The sequence below is a fragment of the Paraburkholderia kirstenboschensis genome (assembly GCF_904848585.1).
Lineage (GTDB): Bacteria > Pseudomonadota > Gammaproteobacteria > Burkholderiales > Burkholderiaceae > Paraburkholderia > Paraburkholderia kirstenboschensis.
On sequence record NZ_CAJHCR010000002.1, the window covers coordinates 252140 to 275927 of the forward strand.

At 62.9% G+C, this 23788-nt stretch carries 21 protein-coding genes; 12 read left to right on the forward strand and 9 right to left on the reverse strand.

From position 1 onward, the window contains the following. Positions 1–54: 54 nt before the first annotated feature. A complete protein-coding gene (locus tag JMY24_RS07790; RefSeq protein WP_201701743.1) occupies positions 55–828 on the reverse strand; it encodes a sugar phosphate isomerase/epimerase family protein in 774 nt (257 codons plus the stop codon). A gap of 214 nt (positions 829–1042) precedes the next feature. Continuing rightward, positions 1043–1933, reverse strand: coding sequence for a LysR family transcriptional regulator (locus JMY24_RS07795; protein WP_128595219.1), 891 nt, complete (start codon positions 1931–1933; stop codon positions 1043–1045). Positions 1934–2049: 116 nt separating this feature from the next. Between JMY24_RS07795 and JMY24_RS07800 the strand changes: the two genes are divergently transcribed. From JMY24_RS07800 to JMY24_RS07835, 8 genes are all read left to right on the forward strand, one after another. Beyond that, positions 2050–3138 carry a YeiH family protein gene (locus JMY24_RS07800; RefSeq protein ID WP_128595220.1) on the forward strand — a complete coding sequence of 363 codons (1089 nt, stop codon included), beginning with the start codon at positions 2050–2052 and terminating at the stop codon, positions 3136–3138. Between the two features lie 159 nt (positions 3139–3297). Next, positions 3298–4035 carry a glutathione S-transferase gene (locus JMY24_RS07805; protein WP_128595221.1) on the forward strand — a complete coding sequence of 246 codons (738 nt, stop codon included), beginning with the start codon at positions 3298–3300 and terminating at the stop codon, positions 4033–4035. A 113-nt stretch (positions 4036–4148) separates the two neighbouring features. Next, a complete protein-coding gene (locus JMY24_RS07810) occupies positions 4149–5882 on the forward strand; it encodes a ClcB-like voltage-gated chloride channel protein (protein ID WP_128589140.1) in 1734 nt (577 codons plus the stop codon). Between the two features lie 148 nt (positions 5883–6030). After that, positions 6031–7368, forward strand: coding sequence for a C45 family autoproteolytic acyltransferase/hydolase (locus tag JMY24_RS07815; protein ID WP_128589138.1), 1338 nt, complete (start codon positions 6031–6033; stop codon positions 7366–7368). Positions 7369–7607: 239 nt separating this feature from the next. Further along, positions 7608–7862 (forward strand): hypothetical protein, encoded by a 255-nt coding sequence (locus tag JMY24_RS07820; protein WP_128595222.1) that lies wholly within the window; start codon positions 7608–7610, stop codon positions 7860–7862. Between the two features lie 368 nt (positions 7863–8230). Then, positions 8231–8461 carry a DUF2795 domain-containing protein gene (locus JMY24_RS07825; protein ID WP_128589134.1) on the forward strand — a complete coding sequence of 77 codons (231 nt, stop codon included), beginning with the start codon at positions 8231–8233 and terminating at the stop codon, positions 8459–8461. Next, entirely contained in the window at positions 8458–9384 is a 927-nt protein-coding gene (locus JMY24_RS07830; protein WP_201701745.1) for an AraC family transcriptional regulator, read from the forward strand. The genes JMY24_RS07825 and JMY24_RS07830 overlap by 4 nt, the downstream gene beginning before the upstream one ends. A 116-nt stretch (positions 9385–9500) precedes the next feature. Further along, the gene (locus tag JMY24_RS07835) at positions 9501–9890 is read left to right on the forward strand and encodes a cupin domain-containing protein (protein WP_128595223.1); all 390 of its coding nucleotides are present in this window, start codon (positions 9501–9503) and stop codon (positions 9888–9890) included. Positions 9891–9903: 13 nt separating this feature from the next. Here JMY24_RS07835 and JMY24_RS07840 read toward each other — a convergent pair whose 3' ends face one another. After that, positions 9904–10917 (reverse strand): LysR family transcriptional regulator, encoded by a 1014-nt coding sequence (locus JMY24_RS07840; protein ID WP_128595224.1) that lies wholly within the window; start codon positions 10915–10917, stop codon positions 9904–9906. A gap of 273 nt (positions 10918–11190) precedes the next feature. Between JMY24_RS07840 and JMY24_RS38295 the strand changes: the two genes are divergently transcribed. After that, on the forward strand, positions 11191–11403 hold the full coding sequence (locus JMY24_RS38295) for a hypothetical protein (RefSeq protein ID WP_128595225.1): 213 nt from the start codon (positions 11191–11193) through the stop codon (positions 11401–11403). Between the two features lie 54 nt (positions 11404–11457). Here JMY24_RS38295 and JMY24_RS07845 read toward each other — a convergent pair whose 3' ends face one another. Next, the gene (locus tag JMY24_RS07845) at positions 11458–12075 is read right to left on the reverse strand and encodes a TetR/AcrR family transcriptional regulator (RefSeq protein ID WP_128595226.1); all 618 of its coding nucleotides are present in this window, start codon (positions 12073–12075) and stop codon (positions 11458–11460) included. Between the two features lie 218 nt (positions 12076–12293). Here JMY24_RS07845 and JMY24_RS07850 point away from each other — a divergent pair, with 218 nt between their 5' ends. From JMY24_RS07850 to JMY24_RS07860, 3 genes are read left to right on the forward strand one after another with little or no spacing between them, the layout of a single operon-like run. Continuing rightward, the gene (locus tag JMY24_RS07850) at positions 12294–13457 is read left to right on the forward strand and encodes an efflux RND transporter periplasmic adaptor subunit (RefSeq protein ID WP_201701940.1); all 1164 of its coding nucleotides are present in this window, start codon (positions 12294–12296) and stop codon (positions 13455–13457) included. Beyond that, positions 13454–16585 carry an efflux RND transporter permease subunit gene (locus JMY24_RS07855; RefSeq protein WP_128595228.1) on the forward strand — a complete coding sequence of 1044 codons (3132 nt, stop codon included), beginning with the start codon at positions 13454–13456 and terminating at the stop codon, positions 16583–16585. The genes JMY24_RS07850 and JMY24_RS07855 overlap by 4 nt, the downstream gene beginning before the upstream one ends. 2 nt (positions 16586–16587) lie before the next feature. Then, the gene (locus JMY24_RS07860; protein WP_236597347.1) at positions 16588–18168 is read left to right on the forward strand and encodes an efflux transporter outer membrane subunit; all 1581 of its coding nucleotides are present in this window, start codon (positions 16588–16590) and stop codon (positions 18166–18168) included. 169 nt (positions 18169–18337) lie between these two features. Here JMY24_RS07860 and tssG read toward each other — a convergent pair whose 3' ends face one another. The 5 genes from tssG to JMY24_RS07885 are packed head-to-tail and all read right to left on the reverse strand — an operon-like array spanning position 18338 to position 23782. After that, positions 18338–19405: a type VI secretion system baseplate subunit TssG gene (gene tssG, locus JMY24_RS07865; protein ID WP_128595229.1), complete on the reverse strand. Its 1068-nt coding sequence runs from the start codon at positions 19403–19405 to the stop codon at positions 18338–18340. Between the two features lie 19 nt (positions 19406–19424). Then, the gene (locus JMY24_RS07870; RefSeq protein WP_128595230.1) at positions 19425–19676 is read right to left on the reverse strand and encodes a PAAR domain-containing protein; all 252 of its coding nucleotides are present in this window, start codon (positions 19674–19676) and stop codon (positions 19425–19427) included. Further along, a complete protein-coding gene (locus tag JMY24_RS07875) occupies positions 19669–20130 on the reverse strand; it encodes a hypothetical protein (protein WP_201701747.1) in 462 nt (153 codons plus the stop codon). The genes JMY24_RS07870 and JMY24_RS07875 overlap by 8 nt, the downstream gene beginning before the upstream one ends. A 6-nt stretch (positions 20131–20136) precedes the next feature. Then, positions 20137–21117 (reverse strand): 3D domain-containing protein, encoded by a 981-nt coding sequence (locus tag JMY24_RS07880; protein WP_128595232.1) that lies wholly within the window; start codon positions 21115–21117, stop codon positions 20137–20139. A gap of 10 nt (positions 21118–21127) precedes the next feature. After that, positions 21128–23782 carry a type VI secretion system Vgr family protein gene (locus tag JMY24_RS07885; protein WP_201701757.1) on the reverse strand — a complete coding sequence of 885 codons (2655 nt, stop codon included), beginning with the start codon at positions 23780–23782 and terminating at the stop codon, positions 21128–21130. Positions 23783–23788 lie beyond the last annotated feature (6 nt).

Below are 23788 nucleotides of genomic sequence, written 5' to 3' on the forward strand. Positions count from 1 at the left end.
GCTGGCGGTTTCTTTCCGCGCTTGTTGCTGCTTCTCTCAGGTTCCGCCCGCCGCTCACGCGGCGGCCAGCCACGCGACCCGGCGCGCCGCGTCTTCGTCGATACAGGCGGCGTCGAATGGAAACTCGATGCCGCGCGGCACGTGCCGCGGCAGTCGGCGCAGCACGTCGGCAAAGCGCGCGTCGTCGACGGTGGGCGCCGCCGCAAACCGCCGTGCGCCCTCGCCAACCGCGACCTTGCAATGCACGTACTCGACGTAAGGCGCCAGCGTCGCGGCTGCGTCCAACGCCGAGACGCCGCACCATGCCCAGTTGCCGACGTCGAAAGTCATGCCGAGGACATCTGCGTGGCCTTCACGCTTCAATGCGTCGAAGAGGCCGACGAATTGCGACAGCGAGCCGCCCTGCGCCAGTTGCCCGTTTTCGACGACGAGCCGCACATTCACGCCCCGCAACTGCGCGGCGATGTCATCGCAGTGCGCGTCGCTAGTAAAAGCGCCGAGTTGCAGTTTCACGAGGCGCGCGCCGAGCGCCACCGCTTCGTCAAGCGCGAGGCGCAACGCGGCGGCGTCGAGCCGGCCGCCTTCCATGTAGAGCGACGCCGGCGTCGAATACACGGACCACAAGCCCAGCTCCGCAATCTGCTTACCCAATTCCCGAAGGCGCGAAGGCGCGGCGTCGGCTTCGTAACCGAACAACTCGCGGCGCACTTCGAAACCGGCCGCTCCGGCGCGCCGGCTCGCTTCCGCCCACTTGCGGTGGCCCGCTGTGCGCACCGAGTCGGCGCCAAAGGCGCTCGCGACAATCGCTATTTCTGCTGCATCTGTCATTTCTAGCTACCGTTTCTTCAGCATCCGCGTCTTGGAACCGGTTCCAAAAGCAGCTTTCAAAAAAGCGCCGAAGCGCTTGCGATGCCCGAATATTGCGCCGACGCTCGCGCCGCGCACCATAGTGGAAATCCCCAGGCGGCGGCGTCACACCGATGCAGCCACCGTCGCTTCGAGCCTGCGCTCCGGTACAAGGACCAAGCGGACTCAAGCGAACTCAAGCGCCATCCGCGAGACAAAGCGCAAGGAACTGCTGAACCACGCGCGACGGCGCGCTCGCGTGCGGCACGACGATAGAGAGCCGCCGCGTCAGCGGCTCGGGACTGAGCGAAAACACGCGCAACGCGCCGTCTTCGTGCCGCATCGACATTGCCGAGACGAAACCGATGCCCATACCGGCCCGGACTGCTTCCTTCACACCTTCTACACCGGCTATTTCCAGCGCCACGCGCATCGGCACGCCTGCACGTGCGAACGCGCGCTCGACGATCTGACGCACGCCCGACCCCGCCTCGCGCACAATCAGCGGCTCGGCACCGAGTGCCGCGAGAGCCACGCTGGCCCCTCGCGCCGAACCTGCCAGCGGATGCGCGCGCGGCATGATCGCGACGATCTCGTCCTCGCGCCAGGCGTGGACTGCGGTGTCCGGCGGCAGATCCGCGCCGACAGGACCTTCGATCAACGCAATATCGACCGACCCGAGCGCGCCGACGATGTCGGTCGTATTGCCGTCGGCGGTATGCAGCGCCACCTCCGGATATCTCCGGTGGAAGTCAGCGATCAGATACGGCAGCAGGTAGCTCGCAGGCGTGGTGGTCGCGCCGATCCGCAGCGTGCCCTGCTCGAGGCCGCGCAACGCGTCTCTGTATGCATGGGCCTGCCGCCACGTGTCACGTAACCGCGCGGCGTAGCTCGCTAGCTGCTCGCCGGCCGGAGTCAGGCGCACGCCGCGCCCCTCGCGCTGATAGAGCGGCTCGCCGAACTCGTCCTGGAGTTGACGCAACTGCCCAGACACCGCGGGCTGCGACAGATGCAAGGCCACTGCCGCACGGCTGATGTTCAAATGCTCGGCGACTGCGGCAAACGTTATAAGCTGGTCGGGGGTCATGGAACACAAATATTGGCTGAGCTGATACTTGTCATTCTAAATGACGATTTTTCATATCCATATATCTAATTTAGGATTAGACCCATCGAATCCAGTCAGTCCCAGAGGCTGCAATCATGACCACCGCTCGACTTACCGCCGCTACCCCAGAACAGTCGTCAGCCCGCGGGCAACTCAACGGCATCCTGTTCGTCGCGCTGTTCGCCGCTGCCGTCACGCGCATCGCCGAAATCCCGGCCATTGCGGGGCTGGGTCTCAGCCCGCTGATCGTCGGCATCGTCGCGGGAGCACTCTACGGCAACGCGTTGCGCGACGGCATGCCCGCAAGCTGGGCCGCCGGCGTCAATTTCTCGGCGCGCAAGCTGCTCCGGATCGCGGTCGCGTTTTTCGGGCTGCGAGTGAGTCTTCAGGAGATCGCGCAAGTCGGCTTGCCCGGTCTTGCGGAATCGGTACTGATCGTCGTCAGCACGCTGCTGATCGGCACCTGGGCCGGCATGAAAATCATGAAACTCGACCGCGACACGGCGCTCCTCACGGCTGCCGGCAGCGCGATTTGCGGCGCGGCGGCCGTGCTCGCCTTCGAGTCCACGCTGCAATCGAAGCCGCACAAAAGCGCGATGGCCGTAGGCAGCGTGGTGCTGTTCGGAACGCTTTCCATGTTCCTTTATCCGGTTCTGTTCAAGGCAGGCTGGCTGCACCTCGACACGGTCGGCGCGGGCCTCTTCTTCGGCGGCACGATTCACGAAGTCGCGCAGGTGGTCGGCGCGGCGAGCAACGTGAGCCCGGAAGCCACGCATATCGCCACCATCGTCAAGATGACTCGCGTGATGCTGCTCGTGCCGGTGTTGCTCGTGGTGGGCCTGTGGGTGAACCGCGCGGCGCGCCGTGACGTGTCAGCCGCGGGGACGCAGCAAGGCGCTTCCGTTCATCAGGGCAAGCTCGCGATTCCCTGGTTCGCACTCGGCTTCCTTGCCTTCGTCGTGATCAACTCGCTGCATGTGCTGCCGCAAGCCGCCACCACGACGCTGAATACGCTCGATACCTTCGCGCTGACAATGGCCATGACCGCGCTCGGCATCGAAACGCGCATCTCGCAGATTCGTCAAGCGGGCCCTCGTGCGCTGACCACCGGCTTCATCCTTTATGTATGGCTGATTGCGGGCGGACTCGGCATCACATGGACTGTCCAGCATTTCCTCGGCTAAGCCCCTCGCCTCACAAGCCAACCCCGCCGCGCGCGGGGTTTTGCGCGTTATGCGCGAGCGTCCGGCGCGCTTGCGCGGCATACTGGCTGCCCGAGCGGCGCATCAGCCCTGCGCGCCGCGTTGAACGAGCGTTCATGCAACCGGAATGAGGACCAATCGATGAGCCTGGAACTTTACTACTGGGATGGCCTGCAAGGCCGAGGCGAATTTGTGCGGCTGGCGCTGGAAGAAGCCGGCGCCGACTATGTAGAAGTGGCGCGCGGCGATGCCTCTGAGGGTCTCGGCACCGGCGCGATGATGTCGGTGATGAAGAGCAAGGACGAACCGTACCCGCCGTTTGCGCCGCCGTTCCTGAAAGATGGCGATCTGGTGATCTCGCAGACCGCGAACATCCTGTTCTATCTCGGCCCGCGCCTGAACCTGGCGCCCTCCGTGGAGAGCCTGCGCTACGTGGCAAACGGCTTGCAATTGACCATCGCCGACGTGGTCACCGAGGCGCACGACACGCATCATCCGCTCGCAAGCAACCTCTATTACGAAGATCAGAAAGACGCCGCGAAGGTGCGTGCACACGACTTCATCGACAACCGCATTCCGAAGTTCATGAAGTATTTCGAGCGCGTGCTGAAGCAGAATCCCGCTGGCGACACATTCATGGTGGGCGACTCGCTGACCTACGTCGACCTGTCCATGTTCCAGCTGATCGACGGACTGCTGTATGCGTTCCCCCGTGCGCTGAAGCGCTTCGGCGAGCACTACCCGCGGCTCGCCGCATTGCACGCGGCTGTGAAGGAGCGGCCGAACATCGCCGCCTATCTGCAATCGGAGCGCCGCCTCGCGCACAACGAGGCGTGCATCTTCAGGCACTATCCCGAACTCGACAAGGCGGCGGCTTGACCCGCGCCGCGATTCCCCGTTCATGCCCGGCAGCGCGCCCGCTTCTTCCAGCGGGCGCGCTGCTGTTGTCGTGTGCGCTTTTCTAACTTTTCCTCACGCCCCGTACCGCCGACGTGCTCTCATTCCTGCTGAAGCTGCGCACCCGCGCCCATGACCTTTTCCGTCTCTCGGACGCCCATACGATGCTGGTCTGGTCCGTGGTCGTAGGCGTCGCGGGCGCCTTTGCGACGATCGCGTTTCGCCAGGGCATCGAGTTGCTGCAACTGTTGGTGGCCGGCAAGTCCGGCAGCTTCGTGGAAATGGCGCGCAGCCTGCCGTGGACGGTGCGGATCTGGCTGCCGGCGGCGGGCGGGCTCGTAGCCGGTTTCCTGCTGCTGATCGCCCAGCGTCACGCCGACAAATGCAATCACGTGGACTACATGGAGGCGGTGGCGATCGGCGACGGCGTCGTGCCCGTGAAGCTGAGCCTGTGGCGCAGCCTCTCGTCGCTGTTCACGATCTCGAGCGGCGGTTCGATTGGCCGTGAAGGTCCGATGGTGCAGCTTGCCGCGCTCGCCGCCTCGCTGATCGGACGCTGGGTCCACTTCGATCCGCCGAGGCTGCGCCTGCTGGTCGCGTGCGGCGCGGCGGCGGGCATTACATCGGCGTATAACGCGCCGATCGCAGGCGCATTCTTCGTCACCGAAATCGTGCTCGGCTCCATCGCGATGGAGAGCTTCGGGCCGGTGGTGGTCGCGGCCGTCGTCGCCAATATCACCATGCGCGAATTCGCTGGTTACAAGCCGCCGTACGAAATGCCGGTGTTTCCGCCGGTGGCGGGCATCGAAGTGCTACTGTTCGTCGCGCTCGGTCTGCTGTGCGGCGCGGCGGCGCCGCAGTTTTTGCGGCTGCTCGACGGCTCGAAGGCATTGTTTCGCAAGCTGCCGTTGCCGCTGCCCGCCCGGCTCGCGCTTGGCGGACTCGTCGTCGGCATTCTGTCGGTCTGGACACCGGAGGTGTGGGGCAATGGCTACAGCGTCGTCAACTCCGTGCTGCACTCGCCGTGGACGTGGACCGCGCTCGTCGTCGTGCTGGTGTTCAAGCTGGTGGCAACGGCGGCCACCGCGGGCTCCGGCGCCGTAGGCGGGGTGTTCACGCCGACGCTTTTCGTCGGCGCGGTGGTCGGCTCGCTATTCGGCCAGGGCATGCACGCGCTGTGGCCGCACGGCACCTCGGCGCCGTTCGCCTATGCGATGGTCGGCATGGGCGCATTCCTCGCCGGCGCCACGCAGGCGCCGCTGATGGCGATCCTGATGATCTTCGAGATGACGCTCAGCTACCAGGTCGTGCTGCCGCTGATGCTGTCGTGCGTCGTTGCGTATTTCGTGTCGCGCGCGATCGGCAAGACGTCGATGTATGAAATCACGCTGCGCCGCAATCAGGAAGAACTGGAACGCACCCGCCTGCGCGCCACGCAGATGCGCGAGCTGATCCGTCCCGCGCAAACCGTCGTGCCGCCGAATGCGACCGTGCACGACATGACGCGCGTGTTCCTCGAATATCCGGTGAAGTATCTGTATGTGGCCAACGAATCCGGTGCGTTTCTCGGCGTGGTCGCATTGAAGGACATCACCTCCGATCTGCTCGACAAGCGCGATACCTCGACACGAACGGCCGCTGACTATCTTCAGCCGCATTTCGACGTGCTCACGCCGGACATGCCGCTCGGCGTCGCGCTGCAGCACTTCATGGCTTTCCAGGGCGAGCGGCTGCCGGTCGTCGAAAGCGCCGCGCATCCTCGCCTCGCGGGCGTGGTCTATAAAACGTCGCTGCTCGACGCGTATTTCCGAATGAATCCGACGCACTGAAGCCGGTCGGCCCGGGCACGGCGCGCGTGTCGCGCCATGCAAAGCACGGCAGATTCTCTACAATGGGAAGACGCTGCGGCCACGCGCAGCAGTGCGGGTTACGCGAGGACGGGCGCGCCGGGACGCCCGCCATCCGATCGGAGCGAAGATGAGCGAACCGTCCCTCGATGCCGTACGTCGCGACCAGGCGGGCTGGATTTTCCTGCATATCGAAGGCGAGCCGTACGATCGCGGCGAACAGCACGGCCAGTTGCTGGCCGCGGAAATTCGCAACGCGATCCGAACCGCCCGCTACCTCGCGAAGTGGGACACCGGAGAAGATTTCGACACCTTCGTCGAAGCCGCCGTCTCCCAGTTCGCCAACAAGCTCGACACCGAATTCGCCGACGAAATCCAGGGCATCGCCGACGGCGCACAGTTGCCGTTCGCCGAAGTGCTGGCGTGGAACGGCTACATGGATCTGCTCCAAAGCTGGTGGCCCGCGCACGCGGCCGAGCAGAAACCGAGCCTCGGCCTCAAACCGTGGCGCGGCCGGCGCGGACATCATTGCAGCGCGTTTATCGCAACGGGCAATGCGACGCGCGACGGCCGCATCGTGATGGCGCACAACTCATGGGACCGGTATGCCGCCGGCGACGCGTTCAACGTCGTGTTCGACATCGTGCCGGATCAGGGCAACCGGATTCTCATGCAGGGCGTGCCGGGCTGCATTTCGAGCCTCACCGACTTCTGGGTGACGGCTGCCGGATTAATGGTGACCGAAACCACCATCTCGAACTTCGTCGGCTACAACGCGGCGGGCGCGCCCGAGTTCTACCGCTCGCGGCGGGCGTCGCAGTACGCGAACAGCATCGGCGAGTGGTGCGAGATGTTTTCGATTGCTAACAACGGCGGCTACGCGAACAGCTGGCTGCTGGGCGACACGAAGACCGGCGAGATCGCTCGCTACGAACTGGGGCTGCACTATTCCGGCTTCGAAAGCACAAGGAACGGTTTCTACAGCGGCTACAACACGGCGACCGATCTGAAGATCCGCAATCAGGAATGCATCGGCGAAGGCGAGGACTATACGGACGTGCGCAAGAATGGCGCGCGGCGCCTGCGCTTTATGCAGCTGGAGGAAATGCACCGCGGCAAAATCGACGTGGAACTCGCCAGGACGATGATCGCGGATCATCACGACGTCTATCTGGATCGCAGCGACAACCCCTGTTCGCGCACGATCTGCGGTCATCTCGAACTGGACGACGCGCGCTTTGGCGGCTCGGATCACGGGCCTTTCAACCCGTGGGGCGCGAACGACGGCAAAGTGGTCGACAGCGAGATGGCGCGGGAAATGGCGTTCGCCGCGCGCTGGGGTCATCCGTGCGGGCGGCCGTTCGACGCCCAGGCGTTCATGAAACGGCATCCGCAGTGGAACTGGCTGAATGGCTATATGCGGGACCGGCCGTCATGGCCGTGGACGCGCTTCGAGGTGTTGCGCTAGCTGGGGCGCGGGTTGGGAGCCTTGGGCCGAATCCGCAATCGGGCTGCCATTCCCGCGCCATCATCGGCGATCTACAATGAGTGGTCACGAAGCGCGCGTTGCAGGATTTGCGCGTCGTGCATGACGAAAGCGCGCGGTCGGCAAGCCCGGCCCATGCGCGGCTTGCGCCTTCCTTTCGACGCGTGGTCGGCACAGCAATTGCTCAACCGTTAGCGCCGCATGAGCTTAGGAGGTCGGGCATGAAAACCTCGACACTGTTGACCATGGTGACGCTGTCCGCTTCGTGCTTTGCCGCGCCGGTTCATACGGCGCAGGACGGCACGACCGCGAACGCCCTTGCCGAAAGCGCCAACGCCGCGCCAGTCGCCCCCCCGGCGCCGGAGGTGGCGGTCACGGACCAGAATCGTCCACAGGAATGGCAGCATATCGTCTTGCCGAAGTCGCGACATCCCGAACGGGGCTTCGCGGCGCACAGCGAGCGGCTGCAGACCTGACAGCGGCGCTTGTTGTGTGGCGGTTTCCGGTTGATCGTGAGGAACCGCGAAGAACCGTGACCAAGTGCGACCAGGCGGGACCCGGCGCGACTAAGCTCGACTAGCGGCACTTGCCGGTCCTGCGCGACGGGCTCTGACAGCCTTCGAGCGCCTCGACGAGCGGCAACGAAGTCGGGACGAGGCGACGATTCCGGGTTTTGAAACAGCAACCAGCGGCAAGCAGCGGCAGTTACGCGCATTAGGCGCCAATGGGCGCCAATGGGCGCCGATCGAACGCCAATCAAGCGGCAACCGAGCGCCAACCAAACGGCCGCCAAACGACAACCAAGCGGCACCGATCCATCCCAACCGCACCAACAGGAGCTTGCATGACGACATCGTCTATCCCCGGGGAATCCATCGACTTGCAGATCTCCGACGTGCTCAGCGACGTCCACTTCCCCGCCAACAAGGACGCTCTCGTCGACGCCGCGCGCGAAGCCGGCGCGAGCAACGAGGTCCTGTCAATGCTCGACGGCCTGCCCGAGCAGGATTACGCGGACGTCGCGTCGGTCACGCAACTGATCGGCGGCAATTACGGGCCGGGTCTGAGCGCGTGAGCGAACATGCGGAGGCGCCCCGGCGCTTGCTCGCACCGCTGGAACAGCGTGGCGCGGACTGGATCTATCGCTCGCCGCAATCCAGCGGCACGGGCGGCACGGCCGGCACGGGCGGCACCACGGGCCGCGGCGACATACACGGCGCAGGCGGCGTCGAGCGGATAGAAGCGTTTTTTCACGGCGCCGGTTACGCGATGCACCGCCACGACACCTATGCGATCGGCCGCACGCTGGCCGGCGTGCAAAGCTTCCGCTATCGCGGCAGCCTGCGCCACAGTTTGCCCGGCGGCACGATGGTGCTGCATCCGGACGAACCGCACGACGGCCAGGCCGGCACCGGCGAGGGTTTTCGCTACCGCATGGTTTATGTCGACCCGGCTCTCTTCCAGCAGGCGCTCGGCGGCAAGCCCCTGCCCTTCGTGCACGGCGGCTTGTCGAACGACCCGCGTCTTTTCGCGGCCACGGAAAACCTGCTGCGCAGCATGGATCGCGCGATGGACCCCCTCGAACAGGACGACGGGCTCTACGAACTGGCCACTGCGCTCGGCGCGGCAGCGGGCGCGCGGCCCGCGCGCCGCCCGGTGGATTACGCCGCTGCCCGCCGGGCGCGCGAGTATCTGCTGGCCTCGCTGGAACATACGGTGACGCTCGACGAACTCGCGGCGGCCGCGGGACGCGACCGCTGGAGCCTGTCGCATGATTTCCGCGCGCTGTTCGGCACCAGCCCGCACCGTTACCTGACGATGCGGCGTCTCGATCTGGTGCGCCAACTCGCGCTGGCCGGCATGCCGCTCGCCGACGCCTCCGCCGCGAGCGGCTTCTCCGATCAGAGTCATATGACGCGGCACTTCAAGCGCGCATGGGGCGTGGCGCCCGCACAGTGGCTCAAGATGCTCGGGACTACATCGCCAGCCACACGCTAGGCGCGAAAGCGCCGCGTTTCGCGCGCGGCGCCCGCCCACAAACGTTCAAGACCACCGGCATCTCGCGCAGTACGCTCTTTCCAGAGACGTCAATCATCTTGGAGAAGGAGTACAGCATGTCGGATATTCAGGCCCCACAGCAAACCTACCGCTCGATCAATTTCGCTGAAAAGCTCGCGTTGTTCAGCGATCAGTGGCAAGCGCGGGTCGTCGCGGAGATGAACGACTACCAGTTCAAGGTCGTGCGCATCGAGGGTGATTTCATGTGGCACCAGCACGCGGACACGGACGAAACCTTCATCGTGCTCGACGGCCAGTTGCGCATCGACATGCGCGATGGCTTCGTGATGCTGTCGGCGGGCGAAATGTTCGTCGTGCCGAAAGGCACCGAGCACAAGCCGTTCGCCGAACGCGAGGTCAAGCTGCTGCTGATCGAGCCTCGCGGCGTCAAAAATACCGGCGACGAAACCAACGAACGCACGGCCGCCAACGACCTGTGGATTTAACGGCGAGCCGCCGCTATGCAGGCAATGGCGCAGACAGCGGCGCCTTCGCGGCCGGGCGCGGCCACGGCTGACAGACCGCCGAACCGGCAATCGGGCGCGCGGGCTTCGCGCGTCGCGAATCGCGCGCGGGCGCCGTCGCATCCGACTGGAAATGCTCGACGAGGTGATCGACGAAAGTGCGCACCTTAGCGGGCAAGTGCAGGCGGCTTGGATAAGCGATCGTGATTTCGATCTCCGGCAGACGGTAGTCGCCGAGCAGTTCGACGAGCCGTCCGAACGCGAGGTCGCGCCCGATCAGATAGCTCGGCAAAATCGCGACGCCCATGCCGAGCAGCGCGAACTGCCGCAGCATTTCGCTATTGTTCGCGGCAATCGCGTTCGCGGGCCTCACGCGGACGAGCCCTTCCGGCCCGCTGAACACACGCTCCTCGCCGCCCTGCTCGGGCGGCCGGCTCAGGCAAGGATGACCCAGCAGATCTTCCGGCCGCGTCGGCGTGCCGTGCTGGGCGAGGTACGCAGGCGTCGCGCAGACCGTCAGCTGACAGGTGGTCAGCCGCCGCGTGACGATGCTCGCGCTGCGCACCGGGCGCCCGGCCAGAATGCCGACATCGAAGCCTTCTTCGACCAGATCGGCGTGACGGTCGGCGAGCGTCACGTCGGGCACCACCTCGGGATAGCGCGCGGCGTACGACTGGACCGCCGGCGCGAGGCTCTGCAGACCGAAGACTACCGGCGCGACGATGCGCAGCGTGCCGACCGGTTCGTGATGACGCGCCACCACCATCTGCTCGACGCCGTCGAGGTCATCGAGAATGTGGCGCACGCGCTCCAGATAAGTCGTGCCCGATTCGGTCAGCGAAAGACGACGAGTGGTGCGATTCAGCAGGCGGGTGCCAAGGCGCGCCTCCAGATCCGCCACATGGCGGGTGACGACAGCGGTGGAAACATCCAACGCGCCCGCCGCGCGAACGAAACTGCCGAGGTCCGCCACCTTGACGAACACGCGCATCGACTGCAATTGATTCATGGGACGACTCCTGCCTCGAGATGCCGGGCCGGCGCAGCGTTGCCGCCTGTATCACCCCGCGCGGCAAGGCTCGCGCGGATTTGCCCAACGAATCGATTGTATCGACCCGACCTGTCCCAACCCTGACCTGCACATGACAATCGCGTCAGCTTTACCGATGCGCGCGCACCACTGTTTCACGCATTATTGCGGGTTTTGGCTAGGTAGAAACCCTTAGTCACTGGTAAGATGGCGACCGGAAGAAATTCATCGCTATACCGCTAGCCAACTGCCATGCCACATCGTTTCCAACTTTTCGAAAAAATTGCGTTTTCTTTGGTCTGCTGGTCCGCCGCGGCCTGCTCGGCTTTCATCGCTTATGAGCGCTGTCCGGATATACAGGTCGTCCTGCATGCGGGCGAGGAAGTTTTGCGCTACAGCGGCGAGTATTCGTTCGTGTGCGCGAGCCCGGTCGCCGATAGCTGCACGCAACTCGCGACGAACTGATTCAGGCATCGTTGCCTTGGCGCGAGGGGTGGCCGGACCGGTCGCCCGTCGTCGTCACGCGCTGCGTCCGAACACTACGCGCGAAAAGAATCCTGCCAGCACCGCTTCTGCCATTTCACTCGGCACATTCTGCGGATCGACGGTATAGAAGAACTGCACACCGTCGCACAAACCCATCAGGCCCATGGCCAGCATCTCGGGCGGCAATAGCATCGGCGTGCCGACCCGCGCCGAAAATTCGCGGACATAGGCGGCCAGTTGTTCAAGCTTCTCGTGCAGGAATGCGTTGAAACGCAGCCTGAAGCGGCCGTCGCGCGCCGCAAGAAGCTTGGCCTCCACCCACAGCAAAAAGCATTTGTTCTCACGATGCAGGTTGCTGTAGTAGCGCATCACGCGCTCTTCCATCTCTTCCCGCGTGGCCGCGTTTTCGAAAATGGCCCGCAATCCCGCCTGCATGGTTTCGTGGTCGCGCCGCAGTAGCTCGAGAAACAGCTCGTTCTTGCTGCGGAAATTCGAATAAAACGCGCCACGCGTATAGCCTGCCGCCCCGGCAATGTCTTCGACACTCGCCGCGACAAAGCCCTTCTTCATAAAAATTGCTTGCGCAGCGTCGAGCAGACGCTGACGTGTCTGGTCTTTGCTTTGCTCGCGTGTCAATCGTTGCCGTTTCATGGGCGAGAGTCTAGCACCTAAAAGAATTCCAATTCATCTCCACATTCAGATACAGGTGTGTATTAGAATTCGCTTCATCATTGGAAGTCAGATTCGTATGCCATTTGCATGAACCGGCATGCGCTCTTCGCTGGCGAGCCGCTGCGGCTTGCCGTGTTCGTTCGCTGTCTCCTGTTGGGGTAATTGTGAAGCGTCCCGGTTTTCCCGCATCGTCGGCGATGCGCGAGCAGTCCCATCGTCTCGCGCGGCCATGGCATTTACGCCGCGCCGCGCTCGCGCTTGCTTTCGCAGGCGTCGTCGCGTTGAACGCATGTTCGAAGAAGGAGCCGCGCGCGCCCGAGGCGCGTCCGGTCGTAGCCGTTGTGGTTCATGCGGACGGCAATACGGCGCCCGTGACGTCGCTGCCCGGCGAAGTGCAGGCGCGCTATTCGACGCCGCTGTCGTTTCGCGTCGGCGGCAAGATCGTCGAGCGGCGCGTGCGTCTTGGCGACGTGGTCAGGAACGGCCAGATCGTTGCGCGGCTCGACCCAGCGGATGCGCAGAAGAACGCAGCCAGCGCGCAGGCTCAACTGGCCGCCGCCGAGCACAGCTATAAGTACGCGAAACAGCAGCTCGACCGCGATCAGGCGCAGGCAAAAGAAAATCTGATCGCACCGGCACAGCTCGAGCAGACCACGAATGCGTACGCATCGGCTGCCGCGCAGCGCGATCAGGCGGCGCAGCAGGCGGCTTTATCGAAAGACCAGTTGCAATACACCACCCTCGTGGCCGATCACGCGGGCGTAATCACCGCGGAGCAGGCCGACACGGGCCAGAATGTGTCGGCAGGCCAGGCGGTCTACAACCTCGCATGGAGCGGCGAAGTGGACGTGGTCTGCGACGTGCCGGAAAGCGCGCTCGCCGGGCTTGCGGTTGGGCAGACGGCAAACGTCACGCTCGGCGCGCTGCCGGGGCGCAAGTTCACGGCGCGTGTGCGCGAGCTCTCGCCCGCCGCCGATCCTCAAAGCCGCACCTATCGCGCGAAACTCACGCTCGACAACCCCGGCCCCGACGTGCGCCTCGGCATGACCGCGGACATCGCACTGTCCGCGCCTGCGCCGTCGTCGGCGAGCGGCGCGCAAGGCGAGCACGGCTTTATCGTGTTGCCGGCCACAGCGCTCTTCCACGACGGCACGCAGCCGGCCGTGTGGGTCGTGCGCGCCGCGGACAGCATGCTCGAACTGCGCCGCGTCACAGTCGCGCGTTATAACGAACGCACAATCGTCATTAGCCAGGGCCTCAAAGATGGCGAGCATGTCGTGCTGCAAGGCGTGCACACCGTGAGCGCCGGCGAAAAAGTCCGCGCGATCGCACCGCTGCATCCCGAGGACTTCGCTTCATGAGCACCACGCATGATGAAGAAGGACGCTTCAACCTGTCCGCGTGGGCGTTGCGCCATCAGGCGCTGGTCGTCTTCCTGATCGCGCTGTCCACCGCATTCGGCGTCCTCGCCTACACTCGCCTCGCGCAATCCGAAGACCCGCCCTTCACGTTCCGCGTCATGGTGATCCGCACCTTCTGGCCCGGCGCGACCGCGCGACAGGTGCAGGAACAGGTCACGGACAGCATCGGCCGCAAATTGCAGGAAACGCCCGCGATAGACTTCGTGCGCAGTTACTCGCGCCCCGGCGAGTCGCTGATGTTCTTCACGATGAAAGACTCGGCGCCGGTGAAGGACGTGCCCGAAACCTGGTATCAGGTGCGCAAGAAAGTCGGCGATATCGCGGCGACCTTGCCGCAAGGCATCCAGGGGCCGTTTTTCAACGACGAGTTCGGCGACGTCTACACCAACATCTACACGCTCGAAGGCGACGGCTTTTCGCCCGCGCAACTGCACGACTACGCGGATCAGTTGCGCACCGTTCTGCTGCGCGTGCCCGGCGTCGCCAAGGTGGATTATTTCGGCGATCCCGATCAGCACATCTACATCGAAATAACGAATACGCAGTTGACGCGTCTCGGCATTTCGCCCCAGCAGCTCGGCCAGGCGATCAACTCGCAGAACGCCGTGTCGCAAGCCGGTACGCTGACCACTACGGACGACCGCGTGTTCGTGCGCCCAACCGGCCAGTTCAAGGACGTCGCCGCGCTCGCCGACACGCTGATTCGCATCAACGGCCGTTCGTTCCGCCTCGGCGATATCGCGACGATCAAGCGCGGCTACGACGATCCGGTCGTCACGCAAATGCGCGCGGGCGGCAAGGCGGTGCTCGGCATCGGCGTGACGATGCAGCCGGGCGGCGACGTGATTCGTCTCGGCAAGGCGCTCGACGCGGAAATGCTCCGCCTGCGCAAGGCCCTGCCCGTCGGCTTGCAACTGACCGAAGTGTCGAGCATGCCGCACGCGGTCGCGCATTCCGTCGACGACTTTCTGGAAGCCGTGGCCGAAGCCGTCGCAATCGTGCTCGTGGTGAGTCTCGTGTCGCTCGGCGTGCGCACCGGCATGGTGGTGGTGATCTCGATTCCGGTCGTGCTCGCGGTCACCGCGCTGTGCATGTACCTGTTCGACATCGGACTGCACAAGGTGTCGCTCGGCACGCTCGTGCTCGCGCTCGGCTTGCTGGTCGACGACGCGATCATCGCTGTCGAAATGATGGCGGTGAAACTGGAACAAGGCTGGAGCCGCACGCGTGCCGCGGCGTTTGCGTACACCAGTACCGCGTTTCCGATGCTGACCGGCACGCTCGTCACCGTCTCCGGCTTCCTGCCGATTGCATTGGCCAAGTCGAGCACGGGCGAGTACACGCGCTCGATCTTCGAAGTCTCCGCCATCGCGTTGATTGCGTCGTGGCTCGCGGCCGTCGTGCTGATTCCGCTGCTCGGTTATCACCTGCTGCCCGAGCGCAAGCGCGCGGCGCACGAAGCCGACGACCACGAGCACGACATTTACGACACGCGCTTCTACTCGCGTCTGCGTGGCTGGATCGGCTGGTGTATCGAGCGGCGTTTTGTCGTGCTCGCTATCACCGTCGTGCTGTTCGTGCTCGCGATGGCGGGTTTCACGCTCGTGCCGCAACAGTTCTTCCCGAGTTCCGACCGGCCTGAATTGCTGGTCGACGTGCGGCTGCCCGAGGGCGCCTCGTTCAACGCCACGTTGCGCGAGGCGCAGCGGCTCGAGAAAGCGCTGGTGGGCCGCCCTGAAATCGATCATACGGTGGATTTCGTCGGCACCGGTGCGCCGCGTTTTTACCTGCCGCTCGACCAGCAATTGACCCAGCCGAATTTCGCGCAGTTCGTGATTACCGCGAAGTCCGTGAAGGACCGCGAGATACTCGCGCAATGGCTCGAACCCGAATTGCGCAATAACTTCCCTGCCATCCGCACGCGCCTGTCGCGCCTCGAAAACGGGCCGCCGGTCGGTTATCCGGTGCAGTTTCGCGTGAGCGGCGACGACATTGCGACCGTGCGCTCGATCGCGGAACGCGTCGCCGCAACGCTGCGCGCCGACCGCGGCACGCGCAATGTGCAGTTCGACTGGGACGAGCCGGCCGAGCGCTCCGTGCGCTTCGAAGTCGACCAGAAGAAAGCGCGCGAACTCGGCGTGAGCTCCGACGACATTTCGAGCTTCCTCGCGATGACACTATCGGGCTATACCGTCACCCAATATCGCGAGCGCGACAAGCTGATCAGCGTCGATTTGCGCGCGCCGAAAGCGGAGCGTGTGGATCCGGCGAAGCTCGTCACGCTGGCCATGCCGACGCCGAACGGCGCCGTGCCGCTCGGCACGCTCGGGCATTTGCGCAACGATCTCGAATACGGCGTGATCTGGGAGCGCGACCGGCAGCCGACCATTACCGTGCAGTCAGATGTGGCGCCGGGCGCGCAAGGCATCGACGTCACGCATGCTGTCGACAAGGCGCTCGGTCCGATCCGGGCGAGCTTGCCCGTCGGTTACCGCATCGAGATAGGCGGCTCTGTCGAAGAAAGCGGCAAGGGCCAGACGTCGATCAATGCGCAGATGCCGATCATGATCATCGCCGTGCTGACGCTGCTGATGGTTCAGTTGCAGAGCTTCGCACGCGTTCTGATGGTGGTGCTCACCGCGCCACTCGGCCTGATCGGCGTCGTCTTCACTCTGCTGCTGTTCGGCCAGCCGTTCGGGTTCGTCGCCATGCTCGGCGTGATCGCGATGTTCGGCATCATCATGCGTAACTCGGTCATTCTGGTCGACCAGATCGAGCAGGACATTGCTTCCGGGCATAAGCGTTTCGATGCGATCGTCGGCGCAACGGTGCGGCGTTTCCGTCCGATCACGCTGACCGCCGCAGCCGCCGTCCTCGCGCTGATTCCGCTTCTGCGCTCCAACTTCTTTGGTCCGATGGCGACCGCGCTGATGGGCGGCATCACGAGCGCGACCGTCCTTACCTTGTTCTATCTGCCGGCTCTTTACGCCATGTCGTTCAGAGTACGCAACGACGAGCGCGAGCCGCAAACGCCGTCCGCGTCCGGCGCGGCGCATACGGGGAATTGAGCATGATCCACTTCGCACATTCCTGCGTCGTTCGATGCTTCGGTGTATTGAAGGTGGCGCGCCTGCCGTCGTGCGCTGCGCTCGCGGGCTCCGCTTTTGCGCTTGCGGCCTGTTCGTTCGGGCCTAACGGCGAGCCGCCGGCGATGCCACAGCCGGTCCACTACGGCAGCGAGGCGCAACCGGCGCAGACGGTCCCGGCGCAAGGCGTCGTGCAGCAGTTCGTGGTCGGCGCAAAGCCGGTACCCGAATGGTGGAAGCTGTATCGATCGGACGCGCTGAATGCGCTCGTCGACGAAGGGCTGCGCAATAGCCCGACCCTCGCCGCGACCGAGCAGAGTCTCGCCGCCGCGCGCGAACAGCTGCGCGGGCAAATCGGCAGTTCGATGCTGCCCACTATCGACGCAGGCGGCCAGGCGACGCGCAATCGCGCGCTCGCGATTCCTGAGATTGGCCCTAACACGTTTCTGTACAACATCTTCGTCGGCCAATTGCAGGCGCATTACACGATCGACCTGTTTGGAGCCGCGCGCCTCGCCGACGCCGCGCTGGCCGCGCGCGTGAACGTGCAGGCGTATCAGTTGGACGCTGCCCGGCGCGCGCTCGCCGCGAACATCGTGAGCGCCGCGATCACGAGCGCCGCGTTGCGCGCGCAGATCGACACCACCGAAAGGCTCGTGACGCTTGCCGACGATCAGGCGCGCGACACGCAGCGACGCTATGCGCTGGGCGCCGTGTCGCACGCCGATCAGTTGAGCGCGCAACAAAGTGCGGCGAGTTTGTCCGCGAGCCTGCCGGGGTTGAGGCAGCAGTGGCAAACCACACGTCACGCGTTGGCCGTGCTGCTCGGTCGCACACCGGACGCCGCGCCAGCCGATCTCGAACTCGTGGGCTTACATCTGCCTGAGCAGGTGCCTGTGGTGGTGCCGAGCGAACTGTTGCGTGCACGGCCCGACATTCAGGCTGCCGACGCCGCGCTGAAAGCTGCGGCCGCCGATGTCGGCGTAGCGACCGCGCAGATGTACCCGAGCCTGTCGTTGAGCGCATCGATGGGACAAGGCGGCTTCAGCTGGCCCGTCGCGCTCTCCGGCGCGGGCGCCATCTGGAGCATCGGCGCGTCTTTGTCGCAGCCGTTATTTCACGGCGGCGCGCTGGTGGCACAGCGCCGCGCGGCCATGAACACCTACGAGGCCACGGTGTCGCAATACAAGCAGACGGTGCTTGCCGCCTTCCAGAATGTCGCCGACACGCTGGCCGCGCTCGAACACGACGCGCAGGCGCTGGACGCCGCGAATACCGCGACGCGTTCCGCTCAGGGAATCTTCGATGAAACCTCGGGCCGCTATCGGCTTGGCGCCGTACCGGTATCGTCGACGCGCACGAGCGAGCAGCAGTTCCGCAACGCGCAGCTCGACGATATTCGCTACACGAGCGCGCGCCTGACGGACACGGCGGCGCTGTTTCAGGCGATGGGGAACCCGCCCGTCGAGGCGGCGGATTCGCAGGGGAGTTCAGGGGTAACTGCGCAGACAGCATCAAAGGCAACTGCGCATGGGTCCGAGGCCGAACCTGGTAATCCGAATTGACGGTCCGAACTTATCCCCAGTTGATGTTGAATAGGCTGTTGAAAACTTTCTGACAAGCAGGCTAACTCGTTGAGCCGGCTAGTGTTATGGGCGGCGGTGTGGAATGAAGCATACGTGGTAGCGACTGGTGTTTTTGGTCGATAGGATGAGAAGCGCTCCTGCAGGCTATTCATTCGCCACCTTTCCTCGTTTCCGGCTCAACCGCCTTGCGCATCAGCTGGTCCATATACTGCTCGGGTACGAAGCGCATGCCGATGACCGGCTCGCTTGTGGGCGACTCGCCGAGCCAGCCCGACCAGCCAAGCTGAGAGAAATCGCCCAGCATGGCAGGCGGCGCGCATTGCGGCTTGATCTGCAACTCCAGGTCCCACTCATATTCCCGGCCGATGTACGCCCGCACCCACTGGATGAGCCGCAGCAGGTCAGCGCCCCGGGGCGTGAAGCGGTGGTATGTCCCGATGTTCAGCGGGCCGATCACGATGCAGAACCGGTATCGCCGGTCGGGCACCTGTTCACCCAGCAACGCTCCGCCGCCAAGGCAGGCCGACATGCGCTGTCCGCCAGCCTTGCAGTGCAGTTCAGGCGGCAGCACGATCCAGTGGTCGGCATATTCGCTAATACACACCGGCACGCCGAAATGATGGGCGACGGAATCACGCAGTCCGTCCGGCGTTCGGCCCTCCCGAACGAGGTGCGGTGCTAACGACAGGCGCGCGTGCGCGGGCAGTGGTCGGGGCCGATCACGCCGCTGCGCATAGCCGGAAAGCGTGGCAACATAAAACGAGAACCGGTCGTGATCTGGCCGGTCCAGACTCGCCACCGACTGTGCGGACGCCCACGCGCGGTAAAGCAGCGTGAGCGAGCGGTGATGGAAGATGTCGAGGAAATTGCTGAGCGTCGGATCCCGGCGCTGTTCTTCGCGCTCGCGTGCAATCTCCGTGACGTGGATCGGCAGCGGACCATTGGGGCCCAGCATGCCGAGGCCAAAGAGCCGGATATGCAGCCTGCCGTTTTCCAGTCTGGCTTCCGCAATCTCACTCGGGGCGAATATCAGGCTCGGTTTCTGGCCAGTGCGAAAGGGCTCAGCCGCTGGCAACAGCGCGCTGCCGACCGGATCAATGGCGGGATCCGCGTTAATGCGGCGCATCAGCGCGAAGAAACCGTAATGCCACGGCGTAGACCGCAAGGTTGCGATCAGTTCTGCCGAGATCGCAACGTTGGGTAATGTCTGGTCCATCAGATCACCTCGTCGTGAGTCATCTGATGGTCGATATCAGGGTGCATCCGCATGTGGTGCGGTGGCCTTGGCGCGCGACTGGAATGCCACAATCCTTGAAGCTTTGGTCTCCCTCAACGATGAAGTTTGGACTGGTATCTGGATGCTGTGGACAGCTCACCTGATCCCCAATGCGAGCGACCGGTGTCCCTCGTAATCTCATCCTGTTCGATGCCGTGACAACTTCACCACCGTGATCTGTGGTATCGCCGAGTCGAATCAAATCAATCACGCTTGCCCCCGGAACCGCTAGTATCAGATTTACTCATCGGCGTTTGATTCGGTGGCGGGTCCACTTCGATTGCGTAAAAATTCTCCCTAACGGATTGCGCGCCTTCTGGCCCGTCTACCTCCTTTCCGTTTTTGTCAAAAAAATGCGTATCTGTATCTACCACGATCTGCACTGGGCAAGGGTCGCTTTGAAGTACCCCGCGGAGCTTTGCGCATACTCGGTACGGACCAATTCTTGTCAGTCCCAATTCTTTGCTTACATTGGACCCAATGGTCACCCCAACTGCATCTTTATCAAACTCAAAGGTTTGGCGAAGAAAATCTGCAAAAAAAGGACGCTGATTGATGATCGGAAGGACTTGCTGTTCAAAATTAACCGAACCATCAGCAAAACAATTCACGGCATACGAAACCGACAACAACAAGATCATCGAAAATTTCTTTAAATTTTTCATGAATTATCATCCAATGTATTTAACGCGACGCTGGGTCCCATTTACGCCGCCGTGCAGCCACGTCTGCACGACACTAGCGCCGGCTCCTAGAAAATTATCGATATGGCGTCCAACTATCGCGCTACCGCGATCATCTGCATATCGATCTCCTACACCATCAATGTTGACATGTGCGCGCGGCGGAATCACATTCCTGTCCACTGCTATTGAATGATTTTCCGTCACCGATCCAAAAGCGCCTTGAACGCTGTCCGTGTATGCAAACGTGACTTGTGCAGGGTCTTGAATATGGTCGCGATGTCCATGGCTGTTTAAATGCCAAGTTGTCGACATGCTCACAAACCGTACATAACGCCCGTTTAACGCTTGTCCCGTCCCTTGCATGATGACACCGGAAGCACCATACAGAAAATTATATCTATGTTGGTCACCCAGTCCGTGAGCATCAGTCATATCGCCGCCAAAGTCCGATTCATTGCAGACGTTGTATCCGGTAATAAGAAACGTACCCTCATACCATGCGTCCTTCAAACGAATGGCAAGTGGCACTGCGGAAATATCGGAATTTTCAACGGAGAGGCGAAGATCACCCGCATTCCTGCTTTTGAGCATGATTAGAATCGTCCCATCAGCGGCACTTGATGAGGAGCTTAAGCTCACAACATCGCCGCTACGGTTACTCCGGATTGACACGGCTTTTCCAATAACCGGATTGCCGCCCGACACTTGCTTGAGCGTTATTTTTATTTTCAGAAGGTATAATATCTTTCCGCCCTGCACACCAGATCCAGACGGAATAATTGGCAAAGAGTCTCCATATACATTGTTTTGGATTTCCCAACTTAGCGCGGTATCGGCAATGGGCACCGTAACGTTTGACGTAGGGTGCGAATTAGAAACAGCCGATCCAACGGCGGTGGAAGAAACCGCGTCCTGGGAGGAAGCAGGTGACAGTGAGCCAGTCGGAGCGGACTGAATGTCAGTCATATCAATTTCATTAGTGGACCAAATGAACGATCAATTGTTCAGCGCCGTTTGTTATAATTCGCGCGGTCTTTCCGGTAAGGTCCGTAACACCTTCAACCACCTCGCCCGAGCCCCTAAAAATCTTGTACTTTACGTTAGACAATGGCTCACCCGTTGCCTTATTCACAAGTGTAAACTGCTCGTCATGCGGTTTGCCTAGCATATTAAGAGGCTTATCTTCCGGGCTGGAAGTGTCGAAATCGGTACAATGAATAAGGCACCGGCCTTTAGTATGTATAAATGCTCCGCTTTCATTGAGAGTTAATTGTGTTCCGCCCGCATTTAGTGTGATCTCATCGGGAGTTTTCAAGTTAATTGAACCCTGCTCACTAATGATCTCGATAACCTTTCGTGCAAGCAGATTGATGCCGTCGGTCTTCGCTTGTACCAATATCTTCCCGGCGGCAGCGATCAACGTAATACCCATATGCTGAACAAAGACGCTGAATCGCTCCCGCACTGAAGCAAGGAGTGACCTGCCTGCCGCAATACCAACGCTCATGCCTGTTGTTAGTGCCAAGTGCTCGTTGCTCGCGATATGTGTGCTCTGCTCTGCTGTCAGGGCTATGCTGGCGGCACTTGCCAGTACGAGTTGCGGTTCCGACAGCTCCGGAAACTGATTGTCGGCTGTCTTCGCGCCGCCACGAATGGAATCGTTTTGAGCCTTTAACGCATCTGCGATCTCAGATTGATCGCTTCCAGACTGCTGTGCCTCGTGAAATTGCGCCTGCTCCAAGAGGCTTCCTTGCAATTCACCGGCTGCTGTAAGCCGTTGCACCGTCTCAGTCATATCTTTCATGGGGGCCGACGCGCCCTCACGGGCCTCCGTTGTGAACAGCATGCCCGGCGCCCGCATCACCGCATGCGCGTCGGTCGCAATCTCGATGCCCTCGCCGCGTGCCTCCTGACGGCCCTTGTCTCCGTTGATGCGCACGTTGTAGCCGGCCACGATGCGCGAGTTCGCATGATCGCTCGCCATCTGGACCTGAAGCTTGCCGGGCGTGTCGTCGGTCACCACCATGTTTGACGCGCGCCACGGCGCAGCGAGTTCCTGGCTTCGCCAGCCCGAGAGCGACTGGTTCGCCACGAGATCCCACGGCAACGGGTTGCTGTCCGTGTTGAAGCTCGACAGCACGAATGGCCGGTCCGGGTCCGAATTGACGTATCCCACGTAGACGTGATCGCGCACACGCGGAATCCACAGCGCCCCATAACGCAGGCCCTGCCACGCCTGCGCCAGCGGCACCCAGCACGTCGCGTCCCCGTTCTTTTCGCCCACCCGGTCCCAGGTGAACCACAGCTTCAGTCGCGCCATCGCATCGGTGAACACCCCGCGCGTCTGGTCATGACCGCACACGATCGCCGTCTCCGCGAAAGCACGCGGCTTCTTCGCCTTCAGTGGCGTGCGGTACACCTCATTGGCCGGCTGCGCGGTGAACTTCGTCTGGCATCTGTACCCGCGCGTCGCCGTACCACCCAGCGTGACCGTATCGTTGTTCACGATCTCGATCTTCGTGCCCGTCACCAGGTATTCGGCGTTCACCGGCTCGAATGGATATCCTTCGAGGAAGAACGTGCGCCCGGTCGTCAACCCCCGCAGGTTGCCTTCGCCCCTGATACGCAGCGACTTGCAGCGGTAGGCATCGACCCGCACGCGCGCGAGGATATCTGCCTCGAATTCGTCGTCGTTATGATCGCCCGCCAGGCCCATTGCTCCCTGAAGCGGCTGCGCGTAATCGGCCCAGATGTATTCCTCGGCGTTGTCGAACGTCGCCTCGCGATGAATAGCGATGTTCCGGTCGAACTTCGTCAGAGCCTGCGTGTAGTCGTAGTCGATCACCGCCACCTTGCCGGTGGTCAGTGCCCGCGACATGGCAAGCCGGTGAATATGCTCCTCGTCGATGCGCTGGCCGTTCCGGTCCAGATAACGGATCGTGCGGTACGCGGGGCCGTGCCTTCTGAAACTCGCGCTGTCGCGCAGCACGAGCGTGATACCGTCAAAGTGGAAGGTGATGCCCCACTCCTGCCACAGCCGGTCCAGATAATCCCAGTCCGATTCCCAGAACTGCCGCTGATAGTCGCGCTTCGGGTACACCTTGCGACCGTAGCCGGGGCCGCCCAATTGCCATTCAACCGGATATGGATACTTCTCCAGCACCGCGCGTGAAATTTCCTCAACGGACATGTCCATGAACGCCCGGTTTTCCCTGTTCAACGTCGCGAGCCACAGCCACGGGCGCAGACGGAAACGGTAGAACACACGCCGGTCATCCGCCCCCATGCACTTCGCCGCAGCGATCACACCGGTGATCTCCCGCACGCCGGCACCGGTGCCCATTGTCCCGGCTTCTCCCGTGGCGCCCGAAGCCCATGTGCCGCTACCTTCAAGCGCGATCTTCACCGTCATCTTCCTGCCGACCAGCCGGTTCACGTCCACCACCTCGTGCATGGTCGACACGTACAGGCCGTTCGCCTCGATGGTCGAGACGTCCACCTCGTAGTCGTAGAGCCGTCCAAGCTTCTCGGTGCCGCGCAGGCGCGCAGCCACAAAGACCGGCTGCCCGTAGTGTTGCGGCAGCGCGTCGCCCGTCACGTCCAGCGCGCGGCTCTGCGTGTTCCAAACCATCGGTGA

What these genes read in the sequence shown, in the direction of transcription:
- JMY24_RS07790 (WP_201701743.1), bottom strand. Translation starts at nt 828, where the DNA reads ATGACAGATGCAGCAGAAATAGCGATTGTCGCGAGCGCCTTTGGCGCC.
- JMY24_RS07795 (WP_128595219.1), bottom strand. Translation starts at nt 1,933, where the DNA reads ATGACCCCCGACCAGCTTATAACGTTTGCCGCAGTCGCCGAGCATTTG.
- JMY24_RS07800 (WP_128595220.1), top strand. Translation starts at nt 2,050, where the DNA reads ATGACCACCGCTCGACTTACCGCCGCTACCCCAGAACAGTCGTCAGCC.
- JMY24_RS07805 (WP_128595221.1), top strand. Translation starts at nt 3,298, where the DNA reads ATGAGCCTGGAACTTTACTACTGGGATGGCCTGCAAGGCCGAGGCGAA.
- JMY24_RS07815 (WP_128589138.1), top strand. Translation starts at nt 6,031, where the DNA reads ATGAGCGAACCGTCCCTCGATGCCGTACGTCGCGACCAGGCGGGCTGG.
- JMY24_RS07820 (WP_128595222.1), top strand. Translation starts at nt 7,608, where the DNA reads ATGAAAACCTCGACACTGTTGACCATGGTGACGCTGTCCGCTTCGTGC.
- JMY24_RS07825 (WP_128589134.1), top strand. Translation starts at nt 8,231, where the DNA reads ATGACGACATCGTCTATCCCCGGGGAATCCATCGACTTGCAGATCTCC.
- JMY24_RS07835 (WP_128595223.1), top strand. Translation starts at nt 9,501, where the DNA reads ATGTCGGATATTCAGGCCCCACAGCAAACCTACCGCTCGATCAATTTC.
- JMY24_RS07840 (WP_128595224.1), bottom strand. Translation starts at nt 10,917, where the DNA reads ATGAATCAATTGCAGTCGATGCGCGTGTTCGTCAAGGTGGCGGACCTC.
- JMY24_RS38295 (WP_128595225.1), top strand. Translation starts at nt 11,191, where the DNA reads ATGCCACATCGTTTCCAACTTTTCGAAAAAATTGCGTTTTCTTTGGTC.
- JMY24_RS07845 (WP_128595226.1), bottom strand. Translation starts at nt 12,075, where the DNA reads ATGAAACGGCAACGATTGACACGCGAGCAAAGCAAAGACCAGACACGT.
- JMY24_RS07850 (WP_201701940.1), top strand. Translation starts at nt 12,294, where the DNA reads ATGCGCGAGCAGTCCCATCGTCTCGCGCGGCCATGGCATTTACGCCGC.
- JMY24_RS07855 (WP_128595228.1), top strand. Translation starts at nt 13,454, where the DNA reads ATGAGCACCACGCATGATGAAGAAGGACGCTTCAACCTGTCCGCGTGG.
- JMY24_RS07860 (WP_236597347.1), top strand. Translation starts at nt 16,588, where the DNA reads ATGATCCACTTCGCACATTCCTGCGTCGTTCGATGCTTCGGTGTATTG.
- tssG (WP_128595229.1), bottom strand. Translation starts at nt 19,405, where the DNA reads ATGGACCAGACATTACCCAACGTTGCGATCTCGGCAGAACTGATCGCA.
- JMY24_RS07875 (WP_201701747.1), bottom strand. Translation starts at nt 20,130, where the DNA reads ATGAAAAATTTAAAGAAATTTTCGATGATCTTGTTGTTGTCGGTTTCG.
- JMY24_RS07880 (WP_128595232.1), bottom strand. Translation starts at nt 21,117, where the DNA reads ATGACTGACATTCAGTCCGCTCCGACTGGCTCACTGTCACCTGCTTCC.
- JMY24_RS07885 (WP_201701757.1), bottom strand. Translation starts at nt 23,782, where the DNA reads ATGGTTTGGAACACGCAGAGCCGCGCGCTGGACGTGACGGGCGACGCG.